This window comes from Tabrizicola flagellatus (assembly GCF_008271465.1).
GTDB lineage: Bacteria > Pseudomonadota > Alphaproteobacteria > Rhodobacterales > Rhodobacteraceae > Tabrizicola > Tabrizicola flagellata.
In genome coordinates this window covers 247,290-259,122 of record NZ_VMDU01000001.1, presented here as the reverse complement: position 1 = coordinate 259,122, position 11,833 = coordinate 247,290, and the positions used below count along the sequence as shown (strand labels likewise).

At 67.7% G+C, this 11,833-nt stretch carries 12 protein-coding genes; 2 read left to right on the top strand and 10 right to left on the bottom strand.

Annotated features, from left to right (window positions below; all coding sequences use genetic code 11):
* Window positions 1–49: 49 nt before the first annotated feature.
* On the bottom strand, window positions 50–760 hold the full coding sequence (gene ctrA, locus FL625_RS01280; RefSeq protein WP_149586818.1) for a response regulator transcription factor CtrA: 711 nt from the start codon (window positions 758–760) through the stop codon (window positions 50–52).
* Window positions 761–857: 97 nt separating this feature from the next.
* Window positions 858–1,136 carry a CtrA inhibitor SciP gene (gene sciP / locus FL625_RS01275; RefSeq protein ID WP_149586817.1) on the bottom strand — a complete coding sequence of 93 codons (279 nt, stop codon included), beginning with the start codon at window positions 1,134–1,136 and terminating at the stop codon, window positions 858–860.
* A gap of 123 nt (window positions 1,137–1,259) precedes the next feature.
* Between sciP and mnmA the strand changes: the two genes are divergently transcribed.
* Together mnmA and FL625_RS01265 are read left to right on the top strand one after the other, a co-directional pair.
* Window positions 1,260–2,396 carry a tRNA 2-thiouridine(34) synthase MnmA gene (mnmA, locus tag FL625_RS01270; protein WP_149586816.1) on the top strand — a complete coding sequence of 379 codons (1,137 nt, stop codon included), beginning with the start codon at window positions 1,260–1,262 and terminating at the stop codon, window positions 2,394–2,396.
* 4 nt (window positions 2,397–2,400) lie between these two features.
* Window positions 2,401–2,895, top strand: coding sequence for a DUF2059 domain-containing protein (locus tag FL625_RS01265; protein WP_149586815.1), 495 nt, complete (start codon window positions 2,401–2,403; stop codon window positions 2,893–2,895).
* On the opposite strand, the gene lpxB is transcribed toward FL625_RS01265, so the two are convergent.
* The 8 genes from lpxB to dxr all read right to left on the bottom strand — a co-directional run bounded on the left by lpxB (window position 2,855) and on the right by dxr (window position 11,832).
* Window positions 2,855–3,973: a lipid-A-disaccharide synthase gene (gene lpxB, locus FL625_RS01260; RefSeq protein WP_149587145.1), complete on the bottom strand. Its 1,119-nt coding sequence runs from the start codon at window positions 3,971–3,973 to the stop codon at window positions 2,855–2,857. The genes FL625_RS01265 and lpxB overlap by 41 nt on opposite strands.
* 88 nt (window positions 3,974–4,061) lie before the next feature.
* Entirely contained in the window at window positions 4,062–4,865 is an 804-nt protein-coding gene (locus FL625_RS01255) for an LpxI family protein (RefSeq protein ID WP_149586814.1), read from the bottom strand.
* Between the two features lie 3 nt (window positions 4,866–4,868).
* Window positions 4,869–5,675 carry an acyl-ACP--UDP-N-acetylglucosamine O-acyltransferase gene (lpxA, locus tag FL625_RS01250; protein WP_149586813.1) on the bottom strand — a complete coding sequence of 269 codons (807 nt, stop codon included), beginning with the start codon at window positions 5,673–5,675 and terminating at the stop codon, window positions 4,869–4,871.
* Window positions 5,676–5,683: 8 nt separating this feature from the next.
* Window positions 5,684–6,145, bottom strand: a complete 462-nt coding sequence (fabZ, locus tag FL625_RS01245) for a 3-hydroxyacyl-ACP dehydratase FabZ (RefSeq protein WP_149586812.1) — start codon at window positions 6,143–6,145, stop codon at window positions 5,684–5,686.
* A 97-nt stretch (window positions 6,146–6,242) separates the two neighbouring features.
* Window positions 6,243–6,812, bottom strand: coding sequence for an OmpH/Skp family outer membrane protein (locus FL625_RS01240; protein ID WP_149586811.1), 570 nt, complete (start codon window positions 6,810–6,812; stop codon window positions 6,243–6,245).
* Window positions 6,812–9,151: an outer membrane protein assembly factor BamA gene (bamA, locus tag FL625_RS01235; protein WP_149587144.1), complete on the bottom strand. Its 2,340-nt coding sequence runs from the start codon at window positions 9,149–9,151 to the stop codon at window positions 6,812–6,814. Before bamA ends, FL625_RS01240 begins: the two co-directional genes overlap by 1 nt.
* A gap of 168 nt (window positions 9,152–9,319) precedes the next feature.
* Window positions 9,320–10,648 carry an RIP metalloprotease RseP gene (gene rseP / locus FL625_RS01230; protein ID WP_149586810.1) on the bottom strand — a complete coding sequence of 443 codons (1,329 nt, stop codon included), beginning with the start codon at window positions 10,646–10,648 and terminating at the stop codon, window positions 9,320–9,322.
* The gene (gene dxr / locus FL625_RS01225) at window positions 10,648–11,832 is read right to left on the bottom strand and encodes a 1-deoxy-D-xylulose-5-phosphate reductoisomerase (protein ID WP_149586809.1); all 1,185 of its coding nucleotides are present in this window, start codon (window positions 11,830–11,832) and stop codon (window positions 10,648–10,650) included. The genes rseP and dxr overlap by 1 nt, the downstream gene beginning before the upstream one ends.
* Window position 11,833 lies beyond the last annotated feature (1 nt).

Genomic DNA, 11,833 nt, shown 5'->3' with positions numbered 1-11,833 from the left:
CTTCCCGCTCCTCTTTGGAGGTTAGGCGGGGCGCCGGGCGAGGTAAAGATCAGGCGCTTGCCGCCAGCCTGACCCCGGCACCGGCAGCCGGGTCTCGCAGGACATAGCCCCTGCCCCAGACGGTTTCGATGTAGTTGTCGCCACCCGTGGCCTCGGCCAGTTTCTTGCGCAGCTTGCAGATGAAGACGTCGATGATCTTCAGCTCCGGCTCGTCCATCCCGCCATAGAGATGGTTGAGGAACATCTCCTTGGTCAGCGTCGTCCCCTTGCGCAGGGAAAGAAGCTCCAGCATCTGGTATTCCTTGCCGGTCAGATGCACCGCCTTGCCGTCCACATCGACGGTCTTTGCGTCAAGGTTCACCGAGATCCGCCCGGTCCGGATGACCGACTGGCTGTGTCCCTTCGACCGGCGGATGATGGCATGGATGCGGGCGACCAGTTCCTCGCGGTGGAAGGGCTTGGTCAGGTAGTCGTCGGCGCCGAAACCGAAACCTTTCAGCTTGTTTTCGGTATCGTCCGCGCCCGACAGGATCAGGATCGGCGTTTCCACCTTGGCCTGGCGCACCTGGCGCAGCACCTCGTGCCCGCTCATGTCCGGCAGGTTGAGGTCCAGCAGGATCAGGTCGTAGTCGTAGAGTTTCGCGAGGTCGATTCCGTCCTCGCCCATGTCGGTGCAGTAGACGTTCAGGTTGGCATGGGTCAGCATCAGCTCGATGCTGCGCGAGGTCGTGGGGTCATCCTCGACAAGCAGAATACGCATGATCCAAATAACTCCGCTCAGGTGGGTCTTCGTTAACGACCTTGCCGCCAAATGGTTAACTGTCGGTTACTATGCCAGAGGGAGAAAGTGAATCCACTTAAAGTTGTCTGTATTTCCGGATCGACGTGACCTTCAGCCCGTCCTCGCCATGCTTCAGCGCGGCCGTGCGCCACAGGGCGAACTCTTCCTCGGACAGGGCATAGCGCTCCAGCGCCTCCTTCTCGGAAATCAGGCCGTAGACCACCGCCTTCACCACCACTGCCTTGCGACTGGCCACCCAGCGCCGGGTGTCCACCGGCGGCAGATCCGCCCGCGTGAGGAAACTGCCATCCGGTAGCGTCACCTGTCTGGGTCCATCGATACGCTTGAGAAACATCGCCGATCCCTCTCCGTTTCGGCAGAGGATGCCGCAACAGGCTTAATCAATGCTGAAACTGGGGATTGAGACTGCACAGCATTTTCATATATTCCCCATCATTCCCTGACCCCGGACAATCCCATGCCGCGCGACCTGGCGCTCAACTCCCTCGGCCTGCCCAAACCCCCGTCCGAGACGCGGGTCGTCGTCGCCATGTCCGGAGGCGTGGACAGCAGCGTCGTTGCAGCGATGCTGGCCGAGGAAGGTTACGACGTCGTCGGCGTCACGCTCCAGCTCTACGACCATGGCGCGGCGCTCGCAAAGAAGGGGGCCTGCTGCGCGGGCCGCGACATCCACGACGCGCGGCGGGTGGCGGAAACCATGGGCTTTCCGCACTACGTCCTTGACTACGAGAACACCTTCCGCGAGGCGGTGATCGAGGAATTCGCCGACGCCTACCTCTCCGGCGCAACCCCGGTGCCCTGCATCCGCTGCAACGAACGGGTGAAGTTCAAGGACCTGCTGGCCACGGCCAGGGACCTCGACGCCGACTGCATGGCCACGGGGCACTACATCCAGCGCAAGCTTGGGCCGTCCGGGCCGGAACTGCACCAGGCCGCCGATCCCGCGCGCGACCAGTCCTATTTCCTGTTCTCGACCACGCCGGAACAGCTCTCCTACCTGCGCTTCCCCCTGGGGCACCTCGCCTCCAAGGCCGAAACCCGTGCGCTTGCGGCGAAATACGGGCTGCCGGTGGCCGACAAGCCCGACAGCCAGGACATCTGCTTTGTCCCGAACGGCAACTACGCCGCGGTGATCGAGAAGCTGCGCCCCGGCGCCGCCGATCCGGGCGAGATCGTGGACCTCGACGGCAACACCCTCGGCCAGCACCGCGGCGTGATCCACTACACCGTGGGCCAGCGCAAGGGCCTCGGCATCGGCGGCCTCGGCGAGCCGCTCTATGTGGTGAAGCTCGACCCCGACACCCGCCGCGTGATCGTCGGCCCCAAGGCGGCGCTGTCCACCCGCATCATCCCGGTGCGCGAGATCAACTGGCTGGGCGATGCCCCCTTCGACAGCCGCCCGGACTGGCATCTGAAGGTCAAGGTCCGCTCCACCCGCCCTCCGGCCGAGGCGGTGATCCGCCCCACCGGCCCGACCACGGCCGAGGTGGAACTCCTCGCCCCCGAGGACGGCGTCAGCGCCGGGCAGGCCTGCGTCTTCTACGCCCCCGAAGGCAGCCGCATCTTCGGCGGCGGCTGGATCTGGAAAGGATGATCCGTTGAAATCCCTGCTTCTTGCGGCGCTTCTGGCGCTGCCCCTGCCCGCCCTCGCCGAAACCCGCGAGGAGCGGCTGGCCGTGGCCGCCGAATATGTCGAACTGGCCCTGCAGGGCTTCGACATGAATGCGCTGATCGAGACGATGTATCAGCCGATCCTGCAGCAGGTCGCGGCCGGGGGGCAGACTCTCGGCGAGGAGCAGATCGGCAAGATCCGCCAGCTTTATCTCGACACCTTCACCGAACCGATGACCCGGCTGATGCGCGACCAGGCCGGTATCATGGCCGACATGTTCACCCTGGCAGAGATCACGGCGCTGCGCGACTTCTACGCCACGCCCGAGGGACGGTCGGTGATGGCCAAGCTGCCCCAGCTGACCGCGGCGCAGCAGCCGGGGATGATGAAGCTCATCAACGAGAAGATGGACGGGCTGATGCCGCAGGTCCTGGCGATCGTCAACGGCGAAGCGCCGCCAGCACCGACCGCGCAGCCCTGAGACCAGGCGGCTCTCCGCCCCGGCCCAGCCGCTGCATCGTCAGCGCCATGGCGGCCCTTTGCGCGCCGGGGTCGGCCAGCACCGCCTCCAGCGCCGGGGCGATCCGCTCGGCGCGGCAGTCCGGGCCGATGAACTCGGGCACCGCGCGGGTCTCGCTGACCAGGTTGACCAGCGTCACCGTATCGACCAGCGCCGCGCGGCGCATGAGCCACAGTGTCAGCGGGTGCATGTCATAGGCGATGACCATCGGGCAGGCGTTGGCAGCCAATTCCAGCGAGACCGTCCCCGAGGCCGCCAGCGCCACATCGGCGGCGGCAAAGGCGCCGCGTTTGCCGGCTGCATCCTCGATGATCTGCGGTGCCACCGGCCAGTCCGCGGTCAGCGCGCGGACCAGGTCTGCCACACCGCGCACCGTGGGCAACGCCACGCGCAGGTCCGGGTGCCGCGCCTTCAGCCGCCCGACCACCGCCCCGAAAACCGGCGCCAGCCGCGCGACCTCGCCCCGCCGCGACCCCGGCAGCGCCAGGAGGAGCGGACCCGGCCCCGCGAAGGCGGCGCGTTCGGCCTCCGTGGCCAGCGGCTCGGCCACCACCGGATGCCCCACGAAATCGCATGTCATGCCGGCCGCCGTCATGTAGGGCGGCTCGAAGGGCAGAAGCGCCAGCACATGGTCGATGACCCGCGCCATCTTCGCCGCGCGACCCGGCCGCCAGGCCCAGACCGAGGGCGCGACATAGTGGATGGTGCGCATCTGCGGCCGCCGCGCCTTGACCAGCGCCGCGACGCGCAGACAGAAATCGGGCGAGTCGATGGTCACCAGCGCCACCGCGCCCGAGGCCAGGGCCGCCTCGGCCGTCTCGCGGATCCGGCGCTTGAGGTGCAGGTATTTCGGCAGCACCTCGGCGATGCCCATCACCGACAGCTCCTCCATCGGGAAAAGGCTCGCCATCCCTTCGGCCTGCATCAGCGGCCCGCCGACCCCGGAGAACTCCACCGGCACAAGTGACCTGAGCCCCGCCATCAGCGCCGCGCCCAGGCGGTCCCCCGAGGGCTCGCCCGCGATCAGGAACAGCTTCACCGGCCCGCTCATCGCTCGGCTGCGCCCGCTCTTCGCTGCGCGTCGCCCGGCGAAGAGCGCCGCGCAGCAAGCGATGAGCCCGCGGCAGTCATGCGCGCGCCCAGAGGAACAGACCCAGTTCGTCGGCCAGCTGCCGCATCCCCGGCAGGTCGAGGCAGATCACCGATCCCGCCTCGAAGGCCACCCCGCCCAGCCCCGCCGCCGCCGCGCCGCGCAAGGTCTCCGGTCCCAGCGTCGGCAGGTCGATGCGCCGGTCCTGCCCGGGCTTCGCGGCCTTGTAGAACACCCCGCGCCCCCGGGCCGGGTCGGGGCGCAAGGCGCCGACGCCCGCCACCTGCGCCAGAAGCGCATCCGTCCCCGGCAGCGCCTCGACCCCGAGGCACAGACCCTGCGCCACCACCGCGCCCTGCCCCACATCCACCGCCCCCAGGGCGGCGACGATCGCCGCGGCCCGCGCCGCATCGGCCTCATCCTGAGGACCGACCGATCCGGCCAGCACCCCCGCGCCCGGCAGCAGCGCCGGGGCCACCTCTTCCACCCCGGCGACAGTGAAGCCCGACTCCTCGAACAGCTCGATCACCACCCGCAGCGTCGCGTCGTCCCCCGCCGCCATCGCCTGCATCAGCCGCGGCAGAAGCGCGGCGGTGCCCTCGTCGATCAGGCCGGGGTCGAGGCGCGGGCGGGTGACGGCTCCGGCAAAGATCACCCGGTCCACCCCGTCCCGTTCCAGCGCCCGCAGGAAGGGGACCAGCCGCTCGACCCGGAAGGTCAGGTCCACCGTGATGCCTTCGGGCGCGAAACCGTCCAGCGCGGCGACCAGCGGCGGCTCGGCCATCGCCGCGGCCAGTTCGGCCGGCAGCCGTCCCCGCCCGGCGATGATCGCCGTCCGCATGGGTCAGCGCCCGCCCTTGGGGGTCAGGAAGCTGCGGTCCGACTTCGACAGGATGAAATCGGCGATCTCGCGCACCAGGGGATTGTCGCTTTCCTCGGCCAGCTTCCGCGCCCGGTCGAGGAAACTGCCGTCCTCCTGCGCCAGCGTCTGATAGGCGGCGCGCAGCGCGGTGATCCCCGCCCGGTCCACGCCCCGCCGTTTCAGGCCCACGAGGTTCAGCCCATCCAGCTCGCCCCGCGGCGCCTGCACCAGGCCATAGGGGATCACGTCATTGGTGACCATCGTCACCGCTCCGATGATCGCGCCCTGGCCGACGCGCACCCATTGGTGCACGCCCGACAGGCCGCCCACGATCACGTCATCGCCCAGCACCACATGACCGGCAATGGCCACGTTGTTCACCAGGATCACCCGGTTGCCGATCTGCGCATCATGGCCGACATGGGCGCCGGTCATGATCAGCACGTCATCGCCGACCCGCGTCACCCCGCCGCCGCCCTCCGTCCCGGTGTTCAGCGTCGCGCCCTCGCGGATGCGGCAGCGGGCGCCGACGATCAGCCGCGTGCGCTCGCCCTGGTATTTCAGGTCTTGCGGAACCTCGCCGACGGTAGCGAAGGGAAAGATCACCGTGTCCGCGCCGATCTCGGTCCAGCCCGTCACCACGGCATGCGACTTCAGCACCACGCGGGCGCCCAGCACCACCTCGGGCCCGACGATCGAGAACGGACCGATCACGCAGCCCTCACCGATCACGGCGCCGGGCTCGACGATGGCCGAAGGGTGGACCTGGGCGGAAGGGTGAATGGTCATGCCCCGGCTCAGGCCTTCGCCACGTCGAACATCGCCATGAAGGTGGCCTCGCAGGCCAGCTCGCCCTCGACCATGGCGCGGCCCTCGAACTTCCAGACCCGGCCGCCCCCGCGCAGCGCCTTCACATGCAGTTCCAGCACGTCGCCCGGCACCACCTTGCGCCGGAACTTCACCCCGTCCACGCCCATGAAGAACACCTTGGCGTTCCGGTCCACCAGATCCATCGACAGCCCGACCAGCACGCCCGAGGTCTGGGCCATGGCCTCGATGATCATCACGCCGGGAAAGATCGGCATGCCGGGGAAATGGCCCTGGAACTGCGGCTCGTTCAGGGTGATGCACTTGATGCCGACGCAACTGTCGTTGAGTACGATGTCGCGCACCTTGTCGATCAGGAGGAACGGATACCGGTGCGGAATGATCCGCTGGATCAGGTCCAGATCGGCATGTGTCACGGCAGTTCCATCCATCCTGGCACCCTTTCGTCCGAAGAAGCCCGCACGCAGTTGCGGTCTAGCTAGCAAGTCGCGCAGGACGGCACAAGTTGTCGCGGAAGGCCGGGCCGGATCAGGGGGCAGGCGCCTGCGGCTTGGCGAGTGCGGCATTGACCCTGGCGATGGCCTCATCGGTCACATCCACCGCCGACAGGGACAGGATGACCATGTTCTTGTCCAGGATCGCCGTTGCCCCCCGGTCGCCAAGCAGGGCGCCCAGCACTGGCACGACCACCTCGAGAAAGGCCTTGCGGTCGGCGTCGCGCCGCTCGGTAAGACGCCGGGCCTTGGCATCCTGTTCGGCCCGGATCCGTTCGACCTTGGCATCGAAGGCTTCTGCCCGCGCCGAAAACTCTTCGGCCGCAAGCGTGGCCCGCAGGTCGGTCAGCGCCTGTTCTTCCGCCACCAGTTCCGCCTCGATGCGGCGGTTCTCCTGCTCCAGCGCGGCCGTGTCGGCCCTCTCTCGCGCCACCACCGCCTTGCCGAAGTCCGATTCCAGGAACAGGCGGTCCTGGTCCAGCGTCAGAATCGGCGCAGGCTCCGGGGTCTCCTGCGCCGAAGCCGCCACGCCCACCAGCATCAGCCCGGCCAGAATCAGGCTTCGCAGCCCCAGGCGCCGGGATCCGCGCCGCCAGGCCACCATCAGAACCGGGTCTGGATCGTCAGGTCGAAGCTCTGTTCCCTGTCGTAGTCTTCCTTGACGATCGCCTTGCTGAAGTTGAACCGCAGCGGACCGATCGGCGTGGTCCAGAACAGCGACAGGCCCACGCTGGCACGCGGGTTGAAGCCGTCGTCCACCTCGGCGCCGCCGAACCCGGACGTGTTGTCGAGGCTCCAGACCGAGCCCACGTCGAAGAAGGCGCCGCCGGTGATGCCGTATTCCTCGGGCAGGCCCAACGGGAAGTCGGCCTCGAAACGTGCGACCGCGAACATGTTGCCGCCAAGCGCATCCTGATCCGTGGCGCCCAGATCGCGCGGCCCGATCCCGTTCGGCTCGAAGCCCCGGATCTTGCCGTTGCCGAAGAAACGATCCGTCACCCGGGTGACGTTTCCGCCCAGCGAAGTGATCGCGCCACCCTCGAAGATGGCGCGCAGCGTCACCTCCTCGTTCAGGACCTTGGTCTCGGCCAGGGCCAGCGCCGTGGTCTTGATATAGCTGTTGTCGCCCCCCAGACCAGCGAAGTCCTGGCCAAAACGCAACAGGACACCGCCCTTCGGATTCAGACCCGTGATCCGGTTGTCGAACTCGTAGGTGTATCCCACCGAGGTGGACCGGCGCGCGCCTTCCGCCTCCTCGGCAATGATGATCGGCGAGTCGCCCGTGTAGTTGAACAGCCTGTCCTCGGCGACCCCGATCCTCAGATCCAGGCTGGACTGCTCGCCGACCGGGAAGCCCAGGCTGGTGCTGAACCCGACGCTGCGCGTGTCATAGGCCGAGTAATCCGATTCGGAAGTCCGGTAATAGGCGCCGATCGAAAAGCGCAGATCCCTGCCCAGGAAAGCCGGCTCGGTGAAGCTGAAGCTGGAGTTCTGGTTGTCCGAGGCGGTCGAGATCGACACCGAAAGCCGCTGACCGCGACCGAGGAAGTTGGTCTCGGAAAAGCCGATGTTGAAGCCGGTGCCGTTCGCCACCGAATAGCTGACGCCGAAGTTCAGCGAGCCGGTCGGCTGTTCCTCGACGCCGACCTTCACCACGACCTGGTCCGGTGCCGAGCCCTGGTCGGCGTTGACCTGAGCGTCGGAAAAGAACCCAAGCGCGCGGATCCGTTCCGCGGCCTGGCGGATCTCGCGCGGATTGAAGGGGTCGCCCTCGCTGGTGCGGAACTGGCGGCGGATCACCTGATCCAGCGTGGTCGTGTTGCCCTCGATGTCGATGCGCTCGACGAAGATGCGCTCGCCGCGGACGATGGCGAACTCGATGTCGACCGCCTGGTTGCGGTTGTCGCGGGTGATGCGCGGCTCCACACGGACGAAGTTCAGCCCCTTCTTCAGGGCCAGCGTTTCCATCCGGGTGATGTTGTTGTCGATCAGAAGCGGGCTGTAGGTCTGGCCGGTGCGGATCCGCTGCACCGCCTCGAACTCGGCCGCGTCCAGTCCTTCGACCTCGGACACGGTCGAGATCTTGCCGATCTTGTAGGACAGCCCCTCGCGCACGGTGAAGGTGACGAAGGTCGCATCGCGTTCACGGCTCACCTCGGCGCTGGCATCGACAACCTGGAAGTCGATGTAGCCGCGCGACTGGTAGAAGTCGGTCAGCATCTTGCGGTCCAGGTCCAGCCGCTCGGCGACAAAGGTGTCGCGCTGGATCAGGGTGCGCAGAAAGCCCGCCTGCTTGGTTTCCAGCACCTGGCGCAGACGGCGGTCGGAGAAGGCCTTGTTGCCGACGAAGGTGATCCGCTCGTTCTCGACCACGCGACCCTCGGTGATCTCGAATACCAGATCGACCCGGTTGTCGCTGCGGCGGATGATCTTGGGCGTCACCGTCGCGGCCAGACGCCCGCCGACGCGGTAGGCCTCGGCGATGGCGGCGGCGTCCGCCTCGGCCTGGGCCGGAGAATAGACCCGCCGCGGCTGCGACTTGATCAGCTCGGCCAGCTTCTCGTCCTTCAGCCGCTTGTTGCCCTCGATCGAGATCACGTTGACGATCGGGTATTCCTTTACCCGGATCACCAGGGTCGAACCTTGCGGCACCAGTTCGACCGTCTCGAACAGGTTCGAGTTGAGAATGCGCTGGTAGGCATCGTTCAGGGCCGCGGCGGAAACCTCCTGCCCGCGCCTGATTCCGGCATAATTCAGGATGGTTGCGGCATCGACACGCTCATTGCCCTCGATGGTCACGTTCGAAAAGGAATAGACCTGCGCGAACGCGGGCTGGAGAAACGGCTGCGAAGCCGTTGCGGCACCGAAGAAAACAGCCGTGGCCAGCAGACGAGCCCTGGACCTTGCCCGGGCAGGCTGCCCCTGGGCCGCGCATTGGGTCATCCGCATTTTGCATCCTCGCCGAATTTATTGTTACGGGATTGACTAGCGGGAAAGCGCAGCTTTGTCAAAAGCCTGCGGTCCCTGTGGATAACTTTGCAAGATGTTGTGGTAGAAGGGCAATGGCCGCGCAGCGCCCTGCCGATCAGGGCGCAGACCGTGCCGGCGCTGTCAGTGGCACAGAAGGTCGCGGCTCAGCCCGAACAGCATGATCGACAGCACCAGCGTCAGACCCACCGTCATCAGGATCCGCAGCGCCCGCTCCGAGGGCTTGCGCCGCGTCACCGCCTCGTAGGCGTGGAACACCAGATGACCGCCATCCAGGACCGGGATCGGGAACAGGTTCAGGATGCCCACGCCCAGCGACAGGATCGCCAGCATGCCGACGAAGCTCTCCGCCCCGTTGCGCGCGGCGTCACCTGCCGTTTCCGCCATCCCGATCGCGCCCGACAGATTGCAGCTGCTGATGGCCCCCTGGATCATGTGCCACAGGCCCGAGAAGGTCGTCGTCGTCATCAGCCACATGCTCTGCGCCGCGCCCGTCACCGCCTCCCAGGGGCCCACACTGCGCACGGCAGGCTCGAAGAACATGCCGGAATAAAGCCCCAGCAGGTAGCGTTCCGTGAAGCCGCCGCTGCCGTCGTCCACCGTGCGGATGCGCGGGGTCAGCGACAGCTCGAAGGTCCGGCCGTCGCGCCAGACGGTCAGCGCCACCGGCTGGCCCTTGCCGGCCGCGACGATCTCGGGCAGTTCGGCGAAGAAGCGGACATCCTTGCCGTCCGCCCTCAGGATCACGTCGCCCTCGCGGAGGCCCGCGTCCATCGCGGCGGACCGGATCTGCACCTCGCCCACCACGGGCGCGCGCGGATGCGGGCCTTCGACCTCCAGCTCCTCGCCCCCCCGGCGCACCCGGTAGGTCAGCACGGTCCGGTCCTGCACTGTGTCCACCACCTGGTTGAAGGTCGCCCAGTCCGGCGTCGGCTGGCCGTCCACCGCCAGGATCACGTCGCCCTCGACCAGCGACGGCCCCTCGTACGGAAAGGCCCGCAGCGCGCCCACCGTCGGTTCCTCGCGCGGAACGCCCACCGCCAGCGCCAGCCCCGCAAGAAGCACGAAGGTCAGTATGAAGTTGAACACCGGCCCCGCCGCCACCGTGGCCGCCCGCGCCCAGAGCGGAGCGCCCGCCATCGTATGCCGCCGCTCCTCGGCCGACAGCCCCGAGACATCGGCCGACCGCACCGAGGACGCATCCACATCGCCGAGGAACTTCACATAGCCGCCGAAGGGAATCGCCGCGACCTGCCATTTCGTGCCGCGCCGGTCGGTGCGGCTGAACAGGACCGGGCCGAAGCCGATGGAGAAGACCTCGGAATGGATCCCCGACCAGCGGCCGACGATGTAATGGCCGTATTCGTGCACGAAGACGATCACCGACAGCGCGATCACGAAGAACACCACCGTCCAGGCCGTGCCGCCAAGCGCCGCCACAATCGCTTCCATCACCGCTCTCCTGCCTGCCGGCGCACGATCTCACCTGCCCTTTGCCGTGCCAGATGGTCCACGGCCTGCACATCCTCAAGGGTCATTCTGTCGTTTTCGCGGCCAAGCTCGGGGTCCAGCACCTCGAGCACCGCCTCGACCACGCAGCCCATGTCCATGAATCCGATCCCGCCGGCCAGGAAATGGTCGAGCGCCACCTCCTTGGCCGCGTTGAAGGCCGCCCCTGCCAGTCCGCGCCGCGCCATGACCTCACGGGCCAGCCGCAGCGCGGGATAGCGCTGAAGGTCCGGCGCGCGGAAGGTCAGCTGGCCGATCCGGGCCAGGTCCAGCCGCGCCACCGGCAGCGGCGCCCGCTCGGGCCAGTTCAGCGCATAGCCGATGGAATGGCGCATGTCCGGCGCCCCCATATGCGCCATGATCGCCCCGTCGCGGTAGCCGACCATGGAATGGATCAGGCTCTCGGGGTGGATGATGACCTCGATCTGCTCCGGGGCGACACCGAAGAATTCCCGGGTCTCGATGACTTCCAGTGCCTTGTTGAACATGGATGCCGAATCGATCGTGATCCTGTGCCCCATCGTCCAGTTAGGATGTGCCAGCGCCTCGGCCACGGTTGCCGCGGCCAGACGCTCGATCGGCCAGTCGCGGAGGGCGCCGCCCGAGGCGGTCAGGATGATCCGCTCCACCGCCGCGATGTCCTCGCCGACCAGCGCCTGGAAGATCGCCGAGTGCTCGCTGTCCACCGGCAGGATCCGCGCCCGCTGCCGCGCGGCCTCGGCCATGAGCAACGGCCCGGCCGTCACCAGGCTTTCCTTGTTGGCCAGCGCCAGCGTGCCCCCGTGCCGCAGGGCGCGGAACCCCGGCGCCAGCCCTGCCGCGCCGACGATTGCGCTCATCACCCAGTCTGCCGGGCGGTCGGCGGCCTCGAGCAACGCCTCCGGCCCCGCCGCCGCCTCGACACCCGAACCGGCCAGCCGCTCACGAAGCTCCCGCAAGTCTCGCGGATCGGCGCAGACCGCGATCTCGGCCCGCAACAGGCGCGCCATCTCGGCCAGCCGTGCCAGGTTCCGTCCCCCGGTCAGCGCCACCACGCGATGCGTCCCGGCCCCGCCCGCGCGCAGCAGAAGATCGACGGTCTGCTCGCCGATCGACCCCGTGGCACCAAAGATCGAGATGCTGCGCATC